The sequence below is a fragment of the Sphingobium sp. RS1 genome, assembly GCF_056156825.1.
This window is the reverse complement of the sequence record NZ_JBLZXE010000002.1, coordinates 1,017,515-1,037,951: the sequence shown is the minus strand read 5'-3', so window position 1 is coordinate 1,037,951 and position 20,437 is coordinate 1,017,515. Positions and strand designations below refer to the sequence as shown.

The 20,437-nt window shown below is 65.2% G+C and carries 17 protein-coding genes; 12 read left to right on the top strand and 5 right to left on the bottom strand.

Annotation, left to right across the window (positions count from 1 at the left end; all coding sequences use genetic code 11):
- Position 1: 1 nt before the first annotated feature.
- Positions 2-949 carry a D-isomer specific 2-hydroxyacid dehydrogenase family protein gene (locus ACNHGR_RS06600; protein WP_475284840.1) on the top strand — a complete coding sequence of 316 codons (948 nt, stop codon included), beginning with the start codon at positions 2-4 and terminating at the stop codon, positions 947-949.
- Between the two features lie 42 nt (positions 950-991).
- On the opposite strand, the gene ACNHGR_RS06595 is transcribed toward ACNHGR_RS06600, so the two are convergent.
- The gene (locus ACNHGR_RS06595; RefSeq protein ID WP_184265207.1) at positions 992-1,828 is read right to left on the bottom strand and encodes a LysR substrate-binding domain-containing protein; all 837 of its coding nucleotides are present in this window, start codon (positions 1,826-1,828) and stop codon (positions 992-994) included.
- 293 nt (positions 1,829-2,121) lie between these two features.
- Between ACNHGR_RS06595 and ACNHGR_RS06590 the strand changes: the two genes are divergently transcribed.
- From ACNHGR_RS06590 to ACNHGR_RS06540, 11 genes are all read left to right on the top strand, one after another.
- Positions 2,122-2,955 carry an ABC transporter permease gene (locus ACNHGR_RS06590; RefSeq protein ID WP_475284838.1) on the top strand — a complete coding sequence of 278 codons (834 nt, stop codon included), beginning with the start codon at positions 2,122-2,124 and terminating at the stop codon, positions 2,953-2,955.
- A gap of 2 nt (positions 2,956-2,957) precedes the next feature.
- A complete protein-coding gene (locus tag ACNHGR_RS06585; RefSeq protein ID WP_475284836.1) occupies positions 2,958-3,740 on the top strand; it encodes an ABC transporter ATP-binding protein in 783 nt (260 codons plus the stop codon).
- Positions 3,737-4,360: a cysteine dioxygenase family protein gene (locus ACNHGR_RS06580; protein ID WP_475284834.1), complete on the top strand. Its 624-nt coding sequence runs from the start codon at positions 3,737-3,739 to the stop codon at positions 4,358-4,360. The genes ACNHGR_RS06585 and ACNHGR_RS06580 overlap by 4 nt, the downstream gene beginning before the upstream one ends.
- A complete protein-coding gene (locus tag ACNHGR_RS06575; RefSeq protein WP_475284832.1) occupies positions 4,357-5,619 on the top strand; it encodes a rhodanese-like domain-containing protein in 1,263 nt (420 codons plus the stop codon). Before ACNHGR_RS06580 ends, ACNHGR_RS06575 begins: the two co-directional genes overlap by 4 nt.
- A gap of 17 nt (positions 5,620-5,636) precedes the next feature.
- Positions 5,637-6,725 (top strand): LLM class flavin-dependent oxidoreductase, encoded by a 1,089-nt coding sequence (locus ACNHGR_RS06570; RefSeq protein ID WP_475284830.1) that lies wholly within the window; start codon positions 5,637-5,639, stop codon positions 6,723-6,725.
- Between the two features lie 3 nt (positions 6,726-6,728).
- Positions 6,729-7,688 carry an ABC transporter substrate-binding protein gene (locus ACNHGR_RS06565; protein WP_475284828.1) on the top strand — a complete coding sequence of 320 codons (960 nt, stop codon included), beginning with the start codon at positions 6,729-6,731 and terminating at the stop codon, positions 7,686-7,688.
- A gap of 129 nt (positions 7,689-7,817) precedes the next feature.
- On the top strand, positions 7,818-10,394 hold the full coding sequence (locus tag ACNHGR_RS06560) for a TonB-dependent receptor plug domain-containing protein (RefSeq protein ID WP_475284826.1): 2,577 nt from the start codon (positions 7,818-7,820) through the stop codon (positions 10,392-10,394).
- Positions 10,384-11,334, top strand: coding sequence for an ABC transporter substrate-binding protein (locus ACNHGR_RS06555; RefSeq protein WP_475284824.1), 951 nt, complete (start codon positions 10,384-10,386; stop codon positions 11,332-11,334). The genes ACNHGR_RS06560 and ACNHGR_RS06555 overlap by 11 nt, the downstream gene beginning before the upstream one ends.
- Positions 11,335-11,416: 82 nt before the next feature.
- Positions 11,417-12,220 (top strand): class II aldolase/adducin family protein, encoded by an 804-nt coding sequence (locus tag ACNHGR_RS06550; protein WP_475284823.1) that lies wholly within the window; start codon positions 11,417-11,419, stop codon positions 12,218-12,220.
- Positions 12,221-12,230: 10 nt separating this feature from the next.
- Complete coding sequence (locus tag ACNHGR_RS06545) at positions 12,231-13,580, top strand: LLM class flavin-dependent oxidoreductase (RefSeq protein ID WP_475284821.1); 1,350 nt, start codon at positions 12,231-12,233, stop codon at positions 13,578-13,580.
- A 92-nt stretch (positions 13,581-13,672) separates the two neighbouring features.
- On the top strand, positions 13,673-14,329 hold the full coding sequence (locus ACNHGR_RS06540) for a peroxiredoxin-like family protein (protein WP_475284819.1): 657 nt from the start codon (positions 13,673-13,675) through the stop codon (positions 14,327-14,329).
- A gap of 54 nt (positions 14,330-14,383) precedes the next feature.
- On the opposite strand, the gene ACNHGR_RS06535 is transcribed toward ACNHGR_RS06540, so the two are convergent.
- From ACNHGR_RS06535 to ACNHGR_RS06520, 4 genes are all read right to left on the bottom strand, one after another.
- Entirely contained in the window at positions 14,384-17,602 is a 3,219-nt protein-coding gene (locus ACNHGR_RS06535) for an efflux RND transporter permease subunit (RefSeq protein ID WP_475284817.1), read from the bottom strand.
- Between the two features lie 3 nt (positions 17,603-17,605).
- Positions 17,606-18,763, bottom strand: a complete 1,158-nt coding sequence (locus ACNHGR_RS06530) for an efflux RND transporter periplasmic adaptor subunit (RefSeq protein ID WP_475284815.1) — start codon at positions 18,761-18,763, stop codon at positions 17,606-17,608.
- Between the two features lie 2 nt (positions 18,764-18,765).
- The gene (locus ACNHGR_RS06525; RefSeq protein ID WP_475284813.1) at positions 18,766-20,034 is read right to left on the bottom strand and encodes a TolC family protein; all 1,269 of its coding nucleotides are present in this window, start codon (positions 20,032-20,034) and stop codon (positions 18,766-18,768) included.
- Between the two features lie 69 nt (positions 20,035-20,103).
- Positions 20,104-20,433 carry a hypothetical protein gene (locus tag ACNHGR_RS06520; RefSeq protein ID WP_475284811.1) on the bottom strand — a complete coding sequence of 110 codons (330 nt, stop codon included), beginning with the start codon at positions 20,431-20,433 and terminating at the stop codon, positions 20,104-20,106.
- Positions 20,434-20,437 lie beyond the last annotated feature (4 nt).

Here is a 20,437-nt window from a genome sequence, read left to right as displayed (position 1 = left end):
CATGTCGCTCATCATCGCCAGCCAGTTGGACGCCACTTTCAACAAGGGCCTCAGCCAGCATCCGATCGCCCCGATCCTGATCGACGTGGCGGACGAGGAGCCATGGACTGCCGCAGCCGAAGCCGACGTCCTGCTGGTGCGCCCGTCGCTATCATGGCGGCAACCATCGATCCAGCGCCCACCCGTCTGGCCGGGGCGACTGAAGTGGGTCTACAGCGCGTCAGCCGGCATCGACTTCTATCCGCAATGGTTGCTCGATGCACCGCTGGTCACCTGCGGCCGGGGCGTCGCATCGGATGAGATCGCCGACTATGTCATCGCCGCCATCTATTCCCATGCCAAGAATCTCGAAGGGATCACCGCCCGGTCGCGCGCGCAATGGATCAATGTGCCGCTCGGCCGGGTATCGGGTACGACGATCGGCATCGTCGGTCTGGGCGCGATCGGTCAGGCTGTGGCGAAACGTGGTCTGGCGCTGGGCGCGCAGGTCGTCGGTCTGCGCCGCACGGGTGCGCAATCGGGCATCAGCGGCGTCGAGCATGTCGGCGATATCGACACGCTCGTATCGCGCGCCGATCATATCATCATTGCTGTGCCGGCCACGCCGCAGACACGCCATTTGTTCAACGTGGATCTACTCGCGAAGGTGAAACCCGGTGCCCATATCATCAACGTCGCGCGCGGATCGGTGATCGACCAGGATGCGCTGATTCGTGCGCTGGACGGGGAGGGCGGTCCCGGCTTCGCGACGCTGGACGTCACCGACCCGGAACCGCTGCCTGAGGGCCATCCGCTCTACACCCATCCGCGCGTCCGCCTGACGCCGCATGTGTCGAGCAATCATACGCTGGTGCGTCATCGTCTGCTGGAAAAGGTCCGCGACGATATTTCCCGCTTCGTCCGGGGCGAAGCGCCCAGCGACATTGTCGATCCTGCGCGTGGCTATTGAAAACCAGTAGGCGGCGGATCGCCCGCCGCCTCCTATCTGCTGTCAGAGCGCGCCAACTGTCTCCCGCGCCAGTTCGGCCAGCCGGCTCGCGGCCTTGTCCAGCTTGTCGCCCGACCGCAGGATCGCCGCCACGCGCGGCAGTTGCGGCAGTCGCTCATGCTCCAGCGCCTGACTGTCTTCCAGAAACAGATGCGTCCGGCATGTGACGCCCAGCCCTGCGCCCACGGCCGCTTTCAGCGTCGCCAGATTGGGTGTCTCCACCGCGATCCGCCATTGCAGCCCGGCATCCTCCAGCGACCGGATCGCTGCCTCGCGGAACCGGCATGGCTCTTCCAGCACCGCCAGTGGAATGACCGCGCGATCGACCAGATGGACGTCGCCATACCAGCTCATTGGCGCGACGGTCACGGCATGGGCATCATTCGGCGCGGCAAAGCCCAGCACTATGTCCAGCTCCCGCCGTTCCAGCAGGCTTTGCAACTCCGCCGTGCCGGCTACGCGCGCATAGATTTGCGCGTCGGGATGCAGTTCGGCAAAGCGCGACAGCAGGCCCGAAAGCAGCGTGTCGGCAAAATCCTGCACCATGCCGATCCGCGCCGGCCCGGCAAAGCGCCCGGCGCTCACGGCCGCGACCGCCTCGTCATGCAGCAGCAGCACCCGTCGCGCGTAATCGAGCAATACGGTGCCCGCCGCGGTGAGGTTGAGTCGACGCCCTTCACGCAGGAACAGCGTCTGCTGCACCAGTTCCTCCAGCCGCTTGATCTGAAGGCTGAGGGCGGACTGGGTTACGAACACCTGTTCCGACGCATTCAGCATCGACCCGGTGTCGACGATGGCGACGAAGCTGCGCAGCAAGTTGGTCGGCAGATTGACCGGCACGATAAACCTCTCTGATTACGGGAAGCGGAGGAGCCGATCCGACGCCGGAAACGGACAAGCCCTTATCGCTGATGCTTATATATCAATCAAAATAGTAGAGATTTAAACGGCCCAGAAAAAACTTGGCCAAAACGAGCGCTGGACGGAAAACCGCCAATAACCGCGCTCGTCCGCCTCGTAGGGGCGATGAAATGCCATCTATGACGGATGCTGATAGGTCGGCCAATAAAAACTTAATTGAATAGGTAGACAATTCATGTTGGGCTTGCCGGGACTTCACAAAAGGCCCGGACATGGCAGTTCTGACGATCAATGATATATCACAGGCAGCGCGGGGGCGGTCGGCATCGACGTCCCGGCCTTTCTCCCTTTCGCGCTTTGGCGGTCGCTGGCTGTCACCGGTCCTCCTGCTGCTGCTGTGGGAGGCTGGCTCACGCAGCGGCCTGATCCCGGAGCGGACGCTGGCGGCGCCCTCCGCCGTAATCGGCACCTTGCTCGAAATGGTGATTTCCGGCGAACTGCCGTCCAATCTGCTGGTATCCTTCGCCCGTGTCGCGATCGGCCTGTTCATCGGCGTCAGCCTCGGCCTCGCACTCGGCCTGATCGCCGGCCTGTCCCGCTCGGGCGAACTGGCGGTCGATCCGCTCATGCAGATCAAGCGCACCATTCCCGCGCTGGCGCTCACCCCGCTCTTCATCGTCTGGTTCGGTATCGGCGAAACGCCCAAGGTCGCATTGATCGCCTTTGGCACCATCTTTCCCGTCTATCTCAACCTCTACAGCGGCATCCGCAGCGTCGACCTGCGCCTGCTCGATGCGGCGAAGAGCTTCGGCCTCAGCCGCTGGGATCAGATCTGGCATGTCGTCCTGCCCTCGGCCCTGCCGCAACTGCTGGTCGGCCTGCGCTATGCGCTGTCGGTGTCGATCCTGGTGCTGGTGGTCGCGGAACAGATTAATGCCTCCGCCGGCCTTGGCTATCTCATCAACAATGCCCGCGATTTCATGCGGACCGACATCATCGTCGTCTGCCTCATGGTCTACGCCATTCTCGGCCTTGGCGCCGACTGGCTGGTCCGTGCCATCGAAGCCCGCGCCCTTATCTGGCGCCCCAGCATAGTGGAGCAATAAGCATGGACGCTCGCCTCGGTTTCTCGGCGCTGGAGAGTGCCGCGCATCAACCCCATCCTGATCCCGTCGTCCGTCTGCGCGGCTTCACCCGCCGCTTCGGCGCCAATATCATCATCGACGGCCTGGACCTCGACATCGCGCCGGGTGAGTTCATCGCCCTGCTGGGCCGCTCCGGTTCGGGCAAGACCACGCTGCTGCGTACGCTGGCCGGCCTCGATGAAGTGTGCGGACAGGATGTGGAAGTCCCCGGCTCCCGCGCCGTGGTGTTCCAGGATGCCCGGTTGCTGCCGTGGAAACCGGTCTGGAAGAATGTGTCGCTGGGCCTCAAGGGCAATAATGGCCGCGATCGTGCCGAAGCGGCGCTCAAGGAAGTGGGCCTCGGCCATCGCCTAGATGCTTGGCCGCTCACCCTCTCCGGCGGCGAAGCGCAGCGCGTGGCGCTGGCCCGCGCGCTGGTGCGCGAACCCAAGCTGCTGCTGCTGGACGAACCCTTCGCCGCGCTCGACGCACTGACCCGCTATCGGATGCATGACCTCGTCCTGTCGCTGTGGCGCACGCACAAGCCCGCTGTCCTCATCGTCACCCATGATGTCGAGGAAGCGATCGCGCTCGCCGACCGGGTGCTGGTGCTGGACAAGGGCCGCATCGTCGCGGAAGAACGCATCACCGCCCCGCGCGGGGAACGCGCCAGCTTCGCCGGCCGCTTGCGCGAAAAGCTGCTCTCGCACCTTGGCGGCGACGATCATGGCGAGGGCGTCGTGCCATTCGCGGTCGCCGCCGAATGAACGCGCAGGCTATCCTGGATCGGCCGGTGGCGGCACCCAACACTAGGCGCCTGCGCGGTTTCATTACCGCCTTTGCAGACCTGCTGGCCGCCACGCGTGACGAGCAGGCGATACTGGAGAGCGGCCGCGCGCTGTTCAGCCGCCTGATCGCCACCGACGACTGGCTGCCGGAGGAATTCGCCCAGCCCGATCCCGACCGCTACCAGCAATATCTGCTCCATTGTGACAGTCGCGAGCGGTTCAGCGTTGTCAGCTTCGTATGGGGGCCGGGCCAGTCCACGCCGATCCATGACCATAGCGTCTGGGGCCTGGTCGGCATGTTGCGCGGTGTGGAAAGGGTGGAACGGTTCCGCCGCCTGCCGACCGGCGCGCTGGTGGATGAGGGTGAGGAACTGCTGCACGAGGGGGAGGTGGACGCCGTCTCCCCCCGCATCGGCGACATCCATCGCGTCACCAACGGCCTCACCGACCGACCCTCCATCAGCATCCATGTTTACGGCGCCAATATCGGCGCGGTCGAGCGCGCCACCTACGCCCTCGACGGCACGGCCAAGACCTTCATTTCGGGTTACGCCAACCGCGTGATCCCCAACCTCTGGGACAGATCGAAAACATCATGACCATCGAAATTTTGGACAAGATCCAGACCGCCACGCCGCAGGATATCCGCCACGCCCTGCTGGTGGGCAGCGAAATCGCCATCATCGACGTGCGCGAGGAGCATGAGTTCGCGCAGGGGCACCCGCTCTTCGCCGCACAGATCCCGTTGCGCCGCATCGATGAGGAAGCACATTGGCGTCTCCCGCGCCTTGCCACGCCGATCATCGTCTATGACGATGGCGAAGGGCTGGCGCACAAGGCGGCTGTCCGTCTGGAAGCGCTCGGCTATACCGATGTGCGCGAACTGGAAGGCGGCCTGTCGGCCTGGCGCGACGCGGGCTATGAACTGTTCGAGGACGTCAACAGCTACTCCAAGGCATTCGGCGAACTGGTCGAACATCGCCGCCATACCCCCAGCCTGGCGGCCGAGGAAGTGCAGGCGCTGATCCGCGAAAAGGCGGACATTCGTATCGTCGATGCGCGCCGCTACGACGAATATAACACGATGAGCATCCCGACTGGCACCAGCGTCCCCGGCGCCGAACTGGCGCTGCGCGCGCGCACCATCGCGCCCGATCCCGACACCACCATCATCGTCAATTGCGCCGGCCGCACTCGCTCGATCATCGGCGCCCAGTCGCTTGTCAATGCCGGCGTCCCGAACAAGGTGTTCGCGCTGCGCAACGGCACGATCGGCTGGACGCTGGCCGGGCAGGATCTGGAAACCGGCCAGACCCGTGCCGCGCCGGAAGTGGACGACGCTGCCATCGCTGAAGCCGACGTCCATGCCCGGGACGTCGCCTATCGCGCCGGAGTCAAGCGGATCGGCTGGGCAGAACTGGAAGCGTTCAAGGCCGACACCGCCCGCACCCTGTACCTCTATGATGTCCGCCAACCGCGCGAATATGAAAGCGGCCATCTGCCCGGCTTCCGTAATGCGCAGGGCGGTCAGTTGGTGCAGGAAACCGACCATAACGCCCCGGTGCGCGGCGCCCGCATCGTCGTGACCGACCCGACTGGCGTGCGCGCGGCGATGACCGCCTCCTGGCTGGCGCAACTCGGCTGGGACGTGTCGATCCTCGACATAGACTGGTCGGCCGTCCCGCTGGAAACCGGCCCGGACGGCGCGCCATCTCCGCGCGGGCCGGAGGGCCGCTACAAACGCCCCTATGAAGGCACCGACAACAAGGCCGCCGCCATGCAGGCCTATCTCGACTGGGAATATGGCCTCGTCGCCCAGTTGGAGCGCGACGGCACCCACGGCTTCACCGTCATTTAAAGATTAGGAGAGCAAGCATGAGCGTCAGGTTCATCGGCTATATCGGCTTCAACAACGGGTCCGAAACGCAATCGGCAGTGCGCAGCCGCGCGCTCGACACCGACTATGTCAACGCGGCGGCCAGGGCACAGGAAGAGGGCGGCTTCGACCGCGTCCTCATCCCCTTCGGCTCAAACAGCCCGGAAAGCCAGATCGTCGCGGCCCATGCCGCCGCTATCACCACCAAGCTCGGCTTCCTTGTCGCCCATCGCCCCGGCTTCACCCAGCCGACCGTGGCAGCGCGCCAACTGGCGACGCTGGATCAACTGTCGGGCGGCCGGGTCGCCGTTCACATCATCACGGGCGGCGCGGACGAGGAAATGGCGCGCGACGGCGACACCCGGACGGTGAAAGCGGAACGCTACAGCCGTACCGACGAATATCTAACGATCCTCCGCCAGGAATGGACTGCCTCGACGCCCTTCGACCATCAGGGCAAGTTCTACGACATTCGTCAGGCTTTCAGCGCGATCAAGCCCGACAATTTGCCGGTCTTTTTCGGTGGATCGTCGGATGAAGCGATCGATGTCGCTGGCCGCCATGCCGATGTCTATGCGCTGTGGGGCGAAACGCTCGAAGCGGTGCAGGACACGGTGCGCGCGGTACGCAAATCGGCGGCGCGTTATGGCCGTGACCCCGGCTTCTCGCTTTCGCTGCGTCCAGTGATCGCCGATACGGAGGAAGCCGCCTGGAAACGCGCGGCGGAGATCGAGGAGCAGGTCCGCGAAAACCGCATCGCCGCCGGGCTGCCGCTCACGGACCACCGTCCGCCCAATGCCGGGTCGCTGCGCCTGCTCGACACGGCCAGCAGCAACCGGCAGGACAAGCGCCTGTGGACCGGCGTGGCTGCCCTGACCGGCGCGGCCGGCAACAGCACCGGTTTGGTCGGTACGCCCGAACAGGTCGCCGACGCCATGCTCGATTATTATGATATCGGCATCGACCACTTCCTGATCCGCGGTTTTGACCCGCTGGGCGATTCCATCCTCTACGGCCGCGAATTGCTACCCGTCGTGCGCCGCAAGGTGGCCGAGCGTGAGGCATCCGGCCTCGCACTGGCGGGCTGATCCATGGCTAAGAAAAACGTCGTCATCCTGTCGGCGTCCCTGATCGCGGTGGCGGGCCTTGGGCTCGCCGCCGCGACCTTTAAGGGGCATGATGACAAGGTCTTGCGGGTCGCCAACCAGAAGGGGCAGGTCAAATCCATGATGATCGCATCGGGCGTGCTGAACGGTGCGCCCTACACGGTCGAATGGTCGGAATTTCCCGCAGCCCAGCCCCTGCTCGAAGCGGTCGGCGGCGGCGCGGCGGATCTTGGCCTCGCCGCCGACGCGCCCTTCATCTTCGCCTATCAAAGCGGCAGCCCGGTCAAGGCGATCGCGGTGCAGGCGCCCGCGCAACAGGCCGGGGAGGCGCTCGCCATCCTCGTCAAGAACGGGTCGCCGCTGAAGAGTGCACAGGATCTGGTCGGCAGGTCGGTCGCCACGACGCGCGGGTCGATCGGCCATCATCTGCTGCTTCAGGCGCTGGAGCGCGCCCATATCCCGGCCGATAAGGTGCGCGTCACCTTCCTGCCGCCCGGCGACGCCAAGGCCGCGTTCGACAGCGGCGCGATCGACGCCTGGGCGATCTGGACGCCTTATACCAATGTTGCGGTCAAGGAGGGCGCGCGCGCTATCGTCGATGCGAAGGATTATGGCCTGCCGCTCTATATTGACATCGCCCATGCCGACAGCATCGGCCCGAAACGCGCGCTGCTGGCGGACTTTCTCCAGCGGGAGGCGAAGGCGGTTGCCTGGGCACGCGCCCATCCCGACGAGTTCGCACAGGTTCTCTCAACGGAAACCGGGCTGCCGCTCGACATCGCCCGTGCCAGCTTCGACCGCAACAATCGAGTGTCGCAGCCGATCGACGCGAAGATCATCGCGCATGAACAGGCGATCACCGCCCGCTTCCGGAAAGCAGGCCTGACCGACGGCAAGCGCGACGTCGCGCAGGCTTTCGACACCAGCTTCGCCCGACCGCGCTGAAACAGGGACTTGGTGCCCGCCAAGATAATCTAAAGTTTAAGGAAAATCATGTGGCTAGCCTCAAACTCATTTCTCAATCAAAATTGTAGAAAATAGAGAGGTCCCCAAGTCTGATCTGGGGGAATATCCATGAAGAATAGCGCATATTATCTCGCAACCTCGGCCCTTACAGCTGTCGCACTCGCTGTCTCAACGGCGTCGGCGCAGGCTGTCAGCAGCCCCGACGAAGCTGCTGCCGATGCCGGGACGATCATCGTCACCGGCGTCCGTGGCGCGCCACGCACTATCGCCGAAAGCCCCGCGCCGATCGACGTGGTCGGCGCGGACAAGTTGCAGGCGACCGGCGCAGCGGAATTTGGCGAGGCGCTGTCGAAACTGTTGCCCTCGCTCAATTTCGGATCGACCCATGCCGGCGTCTTTTCCATCGGCCGCCCCGTCACCAATCGCGGTCTGGCCCCGGCCTATACGCTGGTTCTGGTCAACGGAAAGCGCCGCCATAACGGCGCCTTCCTCAACAATTCCACCACTGACACATCGGGCGCCAACCCGGTCGATGTGGACCTGATCCCGACCAGCGCGATCGACCGGATCGAGGTGCTGAAGGACAGCGCCGCTGCCCAATATGGCACCGATGCGGTCGCCGGCGTCATCAACATCCAACTGGCGCAGAAGGAGGGGCTGAGCGGCGACTTCACCTATGGCACGCTCTATTCGGCCAATGGCAAGCCGGACAGTTGGAAGGGCACGATCCGCTACGGCACGAAGATCGGCGATAATGGCGGTTTCCTGTCGATCGCGGGTGACATCCGCAAGCGCGGTGGCGCCTGGTGGAACCTGGCTGCGACCGACACCAATCTCTACGGCCTGCCCGCCGGCCGCACCATCGATCAGGTGGTAGCGTCTAGCGGCCTGACCCGTGAGCAGGTGGAAGCGAACATCGCTGAAGCCAATACGCGCAACGCCGAATGGAACCGCGACGGCGCTCATAATGGCGACCCGCAGATCAAGGCGTTCAACCTCAGCTACAATGCCGAATTGCCGGTGACGGACAGCGCCACCCTCTACAGCTTCGGCACCTATGGCGAGCGGGACGCGCAGATCGGCAACAACTTCCGCCGCCCCAACAGCACCGCCAATTTCACCGCGCTCTTCCCGGATGGCTATTATCCGCTCAACAATATTGATGAGACGGATTTCCAGTTCGTCGGCGGTCTGCGTGGCACATTGATCGGCTGGGACTATGACGTCTCCTCCTCCTTCGGCCGCAACGCCAGCCGCCAATATTCGAAGCTGTCGATCCGCCCGTCGCTGGGTCCGGACAGCCCGACTTACTGGCCCAATCTCGCCAATTTCGAATTTCGCCAATGGACCCATAATGTCGACCTGCATCGCGAATTCGACATCGGTTTCGCCAAGCCGCTGCAAGTGTCGATCGGCGGCGAATATCGGCTCGATCGCTTCCGCACCTTCGCCGGCGATCCGCTCGCCTACGAACCTGCGACCTACACCTTCCAGCCCGGCGACCAGCAATATGACTGGAATGTCGGCCGCGTCGCGTCCCCGGTGGTGCAGGGCGCGATCGTCCTGTCGCCGGCCGACGAAGCCGACATCAGCCGGAAAGTCTATGCCGGTTATATCGACCTTGGCCTCAATCCCACCGACGCCTGGTATATCGGCGCGGCGTTGCGGGCCGAACATTATAGCGACGGGTCTGGCAGCCCGATCGGCCTGAAACTCAACAGCCGTTATGAAATCAGCCCGGCGCTCGCCATTCGCGGCACGGTCGGCACCGGCTTCCGTGCGCCATCACTGACCCAGATCGGCTATGCCCAGACGGACGGGCGCACATCCTCCTTCTTCAACGCCGAAACCGGCCAGACCGAACTGCGCCCGACCGTCGCCAAACTGGTGACGGCCAACTCCACCGTCGGACAATTGCTCGGCGCCAAACCGCTCAAGGCGGAAAAGACCTGGAATGCCGGTCTTGGCTTCGTCTTCACGCCCTTGCCGTCGCTGTCGATCACGCTGGACGGCTATTATATCAAGATCAAGGATCGGGTCGAACGGACCGGCCGCCTGTTCGGTACCGGCATTTCCGCCATCCTTGCTGCCAACGGCCTGTCCGATGTCGAGCAGGCGGAATATTTCATCAACGCCGCCGATACCGAAACCAAGGGCTTCGATCTCGTCGCCGACTATTCGACCGGCCTTGGCGATTTCGGCAAGCTCGGCCTCACTTTCGCCTTTAACTATTCGAAGACCAAGGTGACCGACGTGGTCGCCACGCCTTCGCAATTGTTCGACGCCAATGGCAACAGCCTGCTCGGCGCCGGCTCGGTGTTCTTCGGCGGCGACAAGATTGGCGAACTGGAAGTGCTCCAGCCCCGAACCAAGCTGGTCAGCACGCTCAACTGGTCGAAGGGTATTTTCGGCCTCAGCATCACCAACACCCGCTACGGCAAATATACGCAGCGCACGGCGGCGGGCGACGATCGCTATTTCGGCGCGAAGCTGATTACCGACGCCAGCATCAGCGCGAAGGTCACCGACTTCGCGACGCTGTCGGTCGGCGCCACCAACCTGTTCGACGTTCGCCCCGAAAAGAACGGGCCGGGCAATCCCCAGACCGGGCAGGGCTATTATGGCCCGTCGCCCTTCAACCCCGCGGGCGGCTATTATTATGGGCGGATCGCTCTTGCTTTCTGATCGACGCACTTTCCTCGCCGGCGCCGCCGCGCTCGGCCTCACCGCCTGCGGTGGGGCCGGGAAGGGCGGCCGCACGAAGCTGGTGCTCGGCGATCAGGTCCATCTCCTCCAGTCGAAGGCAGAGGCGGCGGGCGCCATGGGCAATCTTGCCTATGATGTGGAATGGGCCAATTTCGTCGGTGCCGCGCCCTTGCTGGAGGCGCTGAACGCCGGGGCGGTCGATACCGCGCCGGCCGGCGACCTGCCGGTGGTGCTGGCAGCAGCAGCCGGTGCCCCGCTCAAGGTGATCGCCGGATCGCTTTCCTCCACCCGCGACATTGCCATCATCGTGCCGCCCGGATCGCCAATCCGCAATGTCGCCGATCTGGCCGGCCACCGTGTCATCGTGTCGAGCGCGCGCGGCAGCATCTCCCATTATCTTCTGCTCGAAGCACTCAAGGAAGCGAAGGTCGATCGCAAGGCGGTGGATATCGGCTTCATGCTGCCCAATGACGCCGCCGCTGCCTTCGCTGCGGGGCGGATCGAGGCCTGGGCGACCTTCGGCACCTATCAGATCGCGGCGGAAGCACGTGGCGCACGGGTACTGCGCGACGGGCAGGGGATCAATACCGGGCTCACTCTGATCGCCGCATCGCAGGCTGCGCTGGACGATCCGGCCAAATGCGCTGCGTTGAAGGACGTGCTCGCCCGTTTCCGCACCGCTAGCCAATGGGCGCAGGCACATCCCGATATCTATGCCGGCGTCTTCGCCAAGGCGACAGGCGTGGACCCGAAGCTGGCGAAGCTGATCGTGGACCGCCAGAATCCTGCCCTGATCGCGCCGGATGCCGCTGTCATTGCGCCACTGCAACGGGTGGTCGATCGCTTCCACGCCGATGGTGAACTGCCTGTCCATGTCGATGTGGCGCAGATCGTCGATCCGGGCGTGTTCCCGACATGAGCGCTGCTCACCCATCCATCAGACATTCTCATTGGGCGGCCCTGCGCTGCCGCCCTAGATTTGCCCGCAAAGGAGCATTCCCATGGCCCCCACCACCAATGTAATCCTGAAAGACGATCGTTTTCGCGCCTCCGGCATCAGCGAAGCGGAATGGAAGGTCCGCGTCGATCTTGCCGCCTTCTATCGCCTCTCGGCCCTCTATGGCTGGGACGATTTCATCTATACCCATATATCCGCCCGCGTGCCGGGGCCGGACCAGCATTTCCTCATCAACCCGTTCGGGCTGATGTTCGATGAAATTACCGCGTCCAGCCTGGTGAAGGTCGACCTGGACGGCCATGTCATTGGCGAGCGTGATTATGGCATCAACTATGCCGGCTATGTGATCCACTCGGCGATCCATGGCGCACGCGACGACGCCCATTATATCGCCCATTTCCACAGCGCCGATGGCGTGGCCGTCTCCGCTCATGCCGAAGGGTTACTGCCCCTCAACCAGCGCGCGCTCGCCCTGATCCCGCGCCTGTCCTATCACGACTATGAAGGCGTGGCGCTCAATCTGGACGAGCGGGAACGGATCGTCGCGGACCTGGGCGACACGAAGATCATGCTGCTGCGCAATCATGGCACGCTGGCGCTGGGCGCGACCCCCGGCGAGGCATTCAGCGGCATCTATCATCTGGAAGCAGCCTGCAAGGCGCAGGTCCGCAGCCTGTCGATCGGCCGCGACAAGATATTGATCGCCCCGGAAGAAGCCCAGGAAGAAGTCCGCCGCCAGATGAACCGGGACCGCAAGCCGGTCGAGGGAGCGAAGGCGCACTATGATCTCGTCTGGGAAGCCGCCTTACGCAAGGCGAACCGTCAGTCCCCCGGCTTCGATGCATAAGGGGGCGATCATGACCCAGCGCCAACTCAAGCTCGGCCTCGTCCCCACCGGCGTTGGCGGCCCCGGCGACAGCAATCGCTGGCTCGACACGGACATCCCGCTTGACGCCAGCGTCAGCATCGACTGGTATATCGATGTCGTCCGGCAAGCGGAGGCGGCGAAGTTCGACCTCGTCTTCATCGTCGACAGCCAGTTCATCACCGCCAATTCGCCGCCCCATTATCTCAACCGGCTGGAACCGCTCACCCTCCTTTCGGCGCTGGCGGTGGCGACGCAGCATATCGGCCTCGTCGGCACGCTCACCACTTCCTATAACGACCCGTTCAACCTCGCCCGGCGCTTCGCCTCGCTCGATCTCATCAGCAAGGGGCGTGCCGGCTGGAACGTGGTTACCAGCGGCGATGCGGGCACGGCCGGCAATTTCAGCCGGCCGGAGCATTTCGACTATGACACCCGCTATCGCCGCGCGGTCGAATTTCTTGACGTTGCGCGCGGCCTCTGGTCGAGCTGGGAGGAGGGGGCTCTGGTCCGCGACCGCGCGACCGGCCAGTTCCTCGATCCCGACAGGCTGCACCGGCTGGACCACAAGGGCGAATTCTTCCAGGTCGTCGGTCCGCTCAACCTTCAGCGCTCGCCGCAGGGCGAACCGGTGATCTTTCAGGCGGGCGACAGCGATCAGGGCCGCGATCTGGGCGCCACCATCGCCGACGCCATCTTCACCCATGCCGCGACGATCGAACAGGGGCAAGCCTTTTATGCCGACCTCAAAGGGCGCGCCGCACGGCAGGGCCGCAACCCGGACGAAATCGTCATCCTGCCCGGCTTCTTTGTCTATGTCGGCGATACGGACGAAGAGGCACAGCAACTCCAGCGCCGCTATCGCGAGCTCGACCAGAGCTTCGATCAGGCGCTGGCCGAATTTGGCCGCCCCTTCGGCTGGCATGATTTCCGCCAATATGATCCCGACGCGCCCTTCCCGGTACAAGCGCTGGAATCCGCGAAGAACAGCTTCTTCACCCATGCAAAGGCAATAACGGATCATGCTGTCGAACAAGGGCTGACCCTGCGGCAAGTCGTGGAGCGCGCGCGGATCGGACGCGGCAGTCCCTTCGTGGGATCAGCCGAAACGGTCGCGAACGAAATTCAGCGCTGGTTCGAAGGGCGCGCGCTCGACGGCCTCAACGTCCATCTTGGCCATCCGGAACAGTTCCGGCGCTTCGTCGATGAAGTGGTGCCGATCCTCCAGCAACGCGGCCTGTTCCGCAGGGAGTATGAGGCGGATACGCTGCGCGGCAATCTGGGGCTTCCTATCCCGGAAAACCGCCATCAAGCCATCCCCGCCCGGCGCGATGCCGCGTGAACCTATGACAATTCATCGTCGCTGGCGCGCTAACTCTCATTGGCGATGATCCAGGCCGCTCGCCATCATGATCCCGACCCAAGGAGATCATGATGGCGACACTACTCACCCAGACGCTCAAGGATCGGTTAGCCGCATTGCAGGCGGAACGGGAACGCAACTGGCCACCGGCACAACTGGAGGCCAATGCCGGCCAGCGCCGCCAGCTGGTCGAACGGTTCGATCCGGCGGTGGTGGCCCAGCCCGGCGACATATTGCCACCCTTGTCCTTTGCCGAAGTCGGCGGCGAAACGGTGACGCTGGACAATCTCACTGCACAAGGCCCGGCGCTCTTCATCTTCTTCCGCTTTGCCGGCTGCCCCGCCTGCAACATCGCCTTGCCTTATTATGCGGAGGCATTGCAGCCTGAACTGCTCGCGCGCAATATCGCACTGGTGGCGCTCAGCCCGCAACGGCCGGACCGCCTGCGCGACATCAAGCAGCGCAATGGCCTGCCGTTCCGCGTCGCGACCGATGCCGACAATGGCCTTGCCCGTTTGCTGAACATCAGCTTCCAGCCGGAAAATCGCCCATCGCCCCCGCCGGCCGGCTGGATCGGCGAAGTGACTGGTACGAACAGCTGGGAACTGCCGCAGCCCGCGGTCCTTCTCGTCGGGCCGGGGCGTGTCGTACAATGGCTTCAGGTCAGCCCCGACTGGCTGGATCGGCCTGAAGCCGCCGAAATCCTGAACGCGATCGACAACAGTTAGTCCTGATCGCAGGGCGGCGCGGAGGATGTCCGCGCCGCCCCTCGCTACCGGCGATCAGCCAGCGGCTTCCGGCTGGGGCAGGCCGTCGGTCGCTGCATCGACCGGACGGCGCCCGCCATAACGGGCATAGAGCGTCGGCAGCACGAACAAGGTCAGCAACGTCGCCGACAGCAGCCCGCCGATCACTACCGTGGCCAGCGGTTTCTGCACTTCCGCGCCGGCCCCGCTGCCGATCGCCATGGGCACGAAGCCCAGGCTCGCCACCAGCGCGGTCATCACCACCGGCCGCAATCGCTGCACCGCGCCCAGCCGCGCCGCCTCCAGCCTATCCATGCCTGATCGCATGAGATCCTGAATGGAGGACACCATGACCAGCCCGTTCAGCACCGCAATGCCGGACAGGGCGATAAAGCCCACCGCCGCGCTGATGGAAAAGTCCATGCCGCGCAGGAACAGCGCCAGCACCCCGCCGACCAGCGCCATCGGCACGCCGGTAAAGACGATTGCCGCATCCCGCACCGATCCCAGCGCCGCGTGCAGCAACAACAGGATCAGGACGAAGCAGGCCGGCACCACCAGCATCAGCCGGTCACGCGCAGACGCCAGATTTTCGAACTGGCCGCCCCACTCCAGATAGCTGCCCGCCGGCAGGCGGACGTCCTTTGCGATCGCCGCCTGCGCATCTTCGACCACGCTGGCGATGTCGCGGCCTCGGACATTGGCCTGCACGACGACGCGGCGCTTGCCATTTTCGCGGCTGATCTGGTTGGGACCGTCGATCACCCGGATCTGCGCGACGCTGGCCAGCGGCACGAAGCCACCGCCGGCGACCGGCATCTGGATCTGGGCGAGGGCGGTGAGGTCCGCCCGCTGCGTATCGGACAGGCGGATGACCACCGGGAAGCGCCGGTCGCCTTCGAAGATCATGCCCGACGTCCGCCCGCCGATCGTCGCGGTCACCACATCCTGCACATCCTGCGCCGTCACGCCGACCCGTGCCATCGCGTCGCGATCGACGCGAATGTCCAGCATCGGCAGGCCGGCGGTCTGCTCCACCTTGACGTCGGTGGCGCCCTCCGTCTTGCGCAGCACGGCGGCGATCTGGTTCGCCGTGCGGTTCATGGCGTCGAAATCCTCGCCGAACACCTTCACCGCCACGTCGCCACGAACGCCCGCGATCAGTTCATTGAAGCGCATCTGGATCGGCTGGGTGATTTCATAGACGTTGCCCGGAAACTGCGCCAGCTTCCCCTCCAGCCGGGCGATCAGGTCCGCCTTGCTCAGGCGCGGGTCGGGCCATTGGTCGCGCGGTTTCAGGATCACGAACATGTCGGTGGCATTGGGCGGCATCGGGTCGGATGCCAGTTCGGCCGTGCCAGTTTTGGAAAAGACGAACTGCACTTCGGGCTGCTTGCCGACCATCTGTTCGATCGGCCGCTGCATCGCCTGGCTCTGCTGCACCGACGTCGCCGGGATGCGCAGCGCCTGGATCAGCAGGTCGCCCTCATCCAGTTGTGGCAGGAACACCTGCCCCAGCGACAGGAAGGCCGCAACCGCGACCACGCAACCTGCGATGCCGGCCCCGATCGTCATCGTCGGCCGCCCCATCGCCCGATCGAGGCCCGGCTCGTAGCGGGCTTTCAGCCAACCGACGATCCGCCCGTCCTTCTCCTCGACGCGATTGGACAGCCAGATCGCGATCGCGGCCGGCACGGCGGTCAGCGACAGGATGAAGGCAAAGGCGAGCGCGATGATGACCGTGGCGGCCATCGGCACGAAGCTCTTGCCCTCCACCCCGGTCAGCGTCAGCAGCGGCACATAGACCAGCATGATGATCGCCTGCCCATAGACGGACGGCCGGATCATCTCCCGCGATGCCAGCGCCACCATATGCAGCCGCTCATTCTTCGTGAGCAGCCGGCCCTGCCGATGCTGCGCCTCCGCCATGCGGCGCAGCGCATTTTCCACGATGATGACCGCACCGTCGACGATCAGGCCGAAGTCGAGCGCGCCCAGGCTCATCAGGTTCGCCGACACGCCGATCTTCAACATGCCAAAGCCGGTGAGCAGCATCGTGACCGGGATCACCATCGCCGCGATCAGCGCCGCGCGCCAGTTGCCGAGCAGCGCAAACAGCACGACGATGACCAGCAGCGCGCCTTCGGTCAGGTTTTTCGCAACCGTTCCGATCGTCGCATTGACCAAAGCGGTGCGATCCAGCACCGGCTGCACGATCACGTCAGGCGGCAGGGAGGCGTTGATGCTCTTCAGCCGATCGGCCACGGCGGTCGCGACCGTCCGGCTATTCTCGCCGATCCGCATGACCGCGGTGCCGACCACGACCTCTGTGCCATTCTCCGACGCTGAACCCATGCGCACGGCCTGCCCCGTCTTCACCGTCGCGACCTGGCCCAGCGTGATCGGCACGCCCTCGCGCGTGGATACGACGATGCGCGACAATTCGGTGGCGTTGCGGATCAGTGCGTCGGACCGCACCGCCAGCCCCTCGCCATTGCGGTCGATGAAGCCGCCACCGACGGCCGTATTGTTGCGCTCCAATGCCGTGCCAAGGTCGGTCAGTGTCAGCCCCAGCGCGGCCAGCCGCTGAACATCGGGGATGACCATATATTGTTTGCTGTACCCGCCGATCGCGTCGATCCCGGCCAGACCCTTGGTATTTTTCAGCAGCGGCGCAACGATCCAGTCCTGCGCGGTGCGCAGATAGGTCGCCTTGTCGATATCTGTCGTCAGCCGGTCGCCTTCGGGCGTGATATAGCTGCCGTCCGGCTGCATCCCCGGCTCGCCGGGCAGGTGGGTGTCATCCTGGCGATGCTCCAGCCGCACCGTCCACATATAGACTTCGCCAAGGCCGGTGGCGATCGGTCCCATTTCCGGACTGACCCCGGCGGGCAGGCTTTCAGTCACGCCGTTCAGCCGCTCGCCGACCTGCTGGCGGGCGAAATAGATGTCGGTGGATTCATCGAAGACAGCAGTGATCTGGGCAAAGCCGTTGCGGCTGATCGACCGGCTATGGTCGAGGCCGGCGATCCCCGCCAATGCCGTTTCGATCGGATAGGCGACCTGCTTTTCGACCAGTTCGGGCGACAGGGCAGGGGCGCGGACATTGATCTGCACCTGATTGTTGGTGATGTCCGGCACGGCGTCGATCGGCAGGCGATGCAGGGCGATACCGCCGATGATGGCGGCGATGGCGGTCAGCAGCAGGACGAGCCAGCGCTTTTGGACCGCCCAGTTGACGATGGGGGCGATCATGGCTCAATGATCCTCATGCGTGGCTTCGCCCTTGCCGAGTTCGGCCTTGAGCGTGAAGCTGTTGGTGGTGGCGATCGTCTCGCTGCCCTTCAGGCCCGACCTCACGATCACCATCGCGCCGCTGGACTGGCCCAGCGTGACGGGTATGCCCTGGAAACCGCCCGGCGTCCGCACGAACACCATCGGCTTGCCCTCGACCGTCTGGACGGCGGTGGAGGGCACGGCGATCGCCTTGTCGCCGCCTTCGCCCGATAGCTGCACCGCCGCCGTCACCGGCTCGCCCGCGCGCCACTGGCCCTCGCGATTGTCGAGGATGGCGATCACCGGCACCAGCCTTGTCTGCGCATCCAGCACCGGTGACACGAAGCGTACCTGCGCATTGGCCTGACGCCCGGCTGCCGTCACGGTGACGCTATTGCCCGGCTTCACCCGCCCGGCATCGGCCGGCTGCAACTGGAGCGAGAGCGACACCGTCGACAGGTTGGCGACCCGATAAAGTTCGGCATTGGCATCGACCGTCTGGCCCAGCGCGACGCTGCGCGAAATCACCTGCCCTGATGCCGGCGCGACGATGCCGATCCGGTTGAGGCCACCGCCACCGCCGCCGGTCGCGGCCAGTTGCCCCGTCGCCTGTTGGTAGGCGATACGGGCTTCCGTCGCGGCGGTGCGGGCGGCGATCAGATCCTGCTCCGGCGACACGCGCTGCGCGAACAGCCTTTGCTCGCGGGACAGGTTGCTGTTGGCCAGCGCCAGCCGGGCGCGCGAAGCCTCGACCTCGCCCTTCATCAGCGCCGCTTCCCGGCTTTCGATCACGGCCAGCGTCTGGCCGCGCCCGATCGTCTCACCCAGATTGCGGGTCAGCGACACGATCCGCCCGCCGATCGCGGCGGACACGACCTGCATCGCCTGCGGATCGCTCTCGATCGTGGCGGGCAGTTCCAGCGTGCCGGACCCGCCGATGGTCGGCCGGCCGATCTGGATCGCGGCCGACCGTATCTGCTCGTCGGACAGGACAATCTTGCCCTCATCCGCATGGCCTTCATCGCCATGCTCTTCTTCCTTCGCGGCGGTGGCATTGCCCGCCTCCGTCCCGCCACCACAGGCGGCGAGCATCAGGGCGAGGGGCAGCGGCAGCAACGCCGCACGGATCGTCATTGTCATGGTCAATATTCCTCCTGCGGCGCGGGAGCGGTCAGCCGCTCCAACCGGGCCTGGGCATTATGATGGGCGGCCAGCGCGTCGATCGCGGCCAGTCGGGTGTCGGCCAGCGTCCGCTCGGCATCGAGCAGATCGAGTTGCCCGAACTTCCCCTCGCGATATCCGATGCGGGCGATCCGCGCGGCCTCCTGCGCGGCGGCCATCGCCGGTCCCTGTGCGTTGCGCGCCAGCGTGGCGGTAATGTCCGCTTCCGCCTGCGCATCGGTGATCGCCTGCTCCACGTCAAGCGCGGTCATCCGCTTCTGCGCCTGCGCCATCTGCTGCTGCGCCCGCGCCTGCGCCACGCCGGCGCGGCCGGCATTGAACAGCGGAATGGGCAAGGAGACGCTGAACACCGCCGCCAGATCATTGCTGGCGGACAGGCGTCGCACGCCCGGTCCGACCGTCAGGTCCGGCACGCGCTGCGACCGGGCGAGGCGGACGCCGGCATCGGCGGTGGACAGGTCGGCATCGGCCGCCGCCATCGCCAGCGTGCCCCGACTGTCCAACTGCTGCGGCCCCTGCACCGCAGCAGGAAGCCGGTCGAGCAACCCCTCGTCCAGCGGCGCATCGACCGGCTGGCCGATCCGCCGGACCAGATTCGTGCGCGCGGCCATGGCCAGCCGCTGCGTCCGCTCGGCGTTGGCCTGCGCATTCAGGCGGGCCACATTGGCGCGCTGTTCCTCGATCGGGGAGGCGCGACCGGCCCGGACCCGCAGCGCGGCGGCATCATGGGCGTTGCCGGCAATACGCAACTGGTCGGCGGCGATGCTGCCGCGCCGCTGCGCCGCGACCGCCTCGATATAGAGCAATGTCACCTGAAGCCGGACATCGGCCTGCGCGATCGCCGCGCCCAGCCGGGCGCGGTGCGCCTGTGCATCGGCCACGGCAACCCGCGCCGGGCGCTTGCCGCCCAGTTCGATCGGGATGCTCAGCCCGACCGTGGTTTCGGCCTGATCGAACCCATTATAGGCGCCCGATCCGCCGACATTTTCCAGTTCGGTCTGGATGGTGGGGTTGGGGCGCAGGCCCGCGACGGTGCGAGCGGCCTGCGCCGCCTCCACGCCGGCCTTTGCGGCATCGGCGGCGGGCGCGCTGGCACCGGCCGCGCTCAGCGCCTGTTCAAGGGTGAATGGGGCGGCGACAGGGACCGATGTCGGGGCGACATCGCTCTGCGCCTGCGCCATCGCGACACAGCTTGTGGCGGCCCAAAGGACCGCAATGATCTTGTGCATTGGAAAACATCCTGATCGAATCGCATCAGACCGCGATCCGCAGTTGCGGTCACGGCAGGTGAGACGGGATCAGGCGATGGGCGGCCGCAGATCGGGACCGGAAATCCAGCGCCCCAGCGCGGACCGCTCATGCGGTCGGGTGGGGCTGCTCAGGAAAGCGAAAATATTGGGAGAAACGCTGCGCGCCGGCAGGAAAGCCGCCGCGCCATGGCAACTGCCATGATGATGGGTCACGGCCTGATCGCTGTCGCCCGGCGCGCGATCCTCATCCGTATCGCTGTGCACATAGCCGGAACATTCGATGTCGAACGCCCCGGCCAGTTCGCGCGCATGGATCGCCGTCGCCATGGTCAGCGACGCGAGCAGCATGCACATGAACAGGAAGGTGCCCCGAAACATCGCC

Excerpts from the sequence above, each read along its gene's own strand:
- ACNHGR_RS06600 (WP_475284840.1), top strand. The coding sequence starts at position 2 with ATGTCGCTCATCATCGCCAGCCAGTTGGACGCCACTTTCAACAAGGGC.
- ACNHGR_RS06590 (WP_475284838.1), top strand. The coding sequence starts at position 2,122 with ATGGCAGTTCTGACGATCAATGATATATCACAGGCAGCGCGGGGGCGG.
- ACNHGR_RS06585 (WP_475284836.1), top strand. The coding sequence starts at position 2,958 with ATGGACGCTCGCCTCGGTTTCTCGGCGCTGGAGAGTGCCGCGCATCAA.
- ACNHGR_RS06580 (WP_475284834.1), top strand. The coding sequence starts at position 3,737 with ATGAACGCGCAGGCTATCCTGGATCGGCCGGTGGCGGCACCCAACACT.
- ACNHGR_RS06575 (WP_475284832.1), top strand. The coding sequence starts at position 4,357 with ATGACCATCGAAATTTTGGACAAGATCCAGACCGCCACGCCGCAGGAT.
- ACNHGR_RS06570 (WP_475284830.1), top strand. The coding sequence starts at position 5,637 with ATGAGCGTCAGGTTCATCGGCTATATCGGCTTCAACAACGGGTCCGAA.
- ACNHGR_RS06565 (WP_475284828.1), top strand. The coding sequence starts at position 6,729 with ATGGCTAAGAAAAACGTCGTCATCCTGTCGGCGTCCCTGATCGCGGTG.
- ACNHGR_RS06560 (WP_475284826.1), top strand. The coding sequence starts at position 7,818 with ATGAAGAATAGCGCATATTATCTCGCAACCTCGGCCCTTACAGCTGTC.
- ACNHGR_RS06550 (WP_475284823.1), top strand. The coding sequence starts at position 11,417 with ATGGCCCCCACCACCAATGTAATCCTGAAAGACGATCGTTTTCGCGCC.
- ACNHGR_RS06545 (WP_475284821.1), top strand. The coding sequence starts at position 12,231 with ATGACCCAGCGCCAACTCAAGCTCGGCCTCGTCCCCACCGGCGTTGGC.
- ACNHGR_RS06540 (WP_475284819.1), top strand. The coding sequence starts at position 13,673 with ATGGCGACACTACTCACCCAGACGCTCAAGGATCGGTTAGCCGCATTG.
- ACNHGR_RS06535 (WP_475284817.1), bottom strand. The coding sequence starts at position 17,602 with ATGATCGCCCCCATCGTCAACTGGGCGGTCCAAAAGCGCTGGCTCGTC.
- ACNHGR_RS06530 (WP_475284815.1), bottom strand. The coding sequence starts at position 18,763 with ATGACAATGACGATCCGTGCGGCGTTGCTGCCGCTGCCCCTCGCCCTG.
- ACNHGR_RS06525 (WP_475284813.1), bottom strand. The coding sequence starts at position 20,034 with ATGCACAAGATCATTGCGGTCCTTTGGGCCGCCACAAGCTGTGTCGCG.
- ACNHGR_RS06520 (WP_475284811.1), bottom strand. The coding sequence starts at position 20,433 with ATGTTTCGGGGCACCTTCCTGTTCATGTGCATGCTGCTCGCGTCGCTG.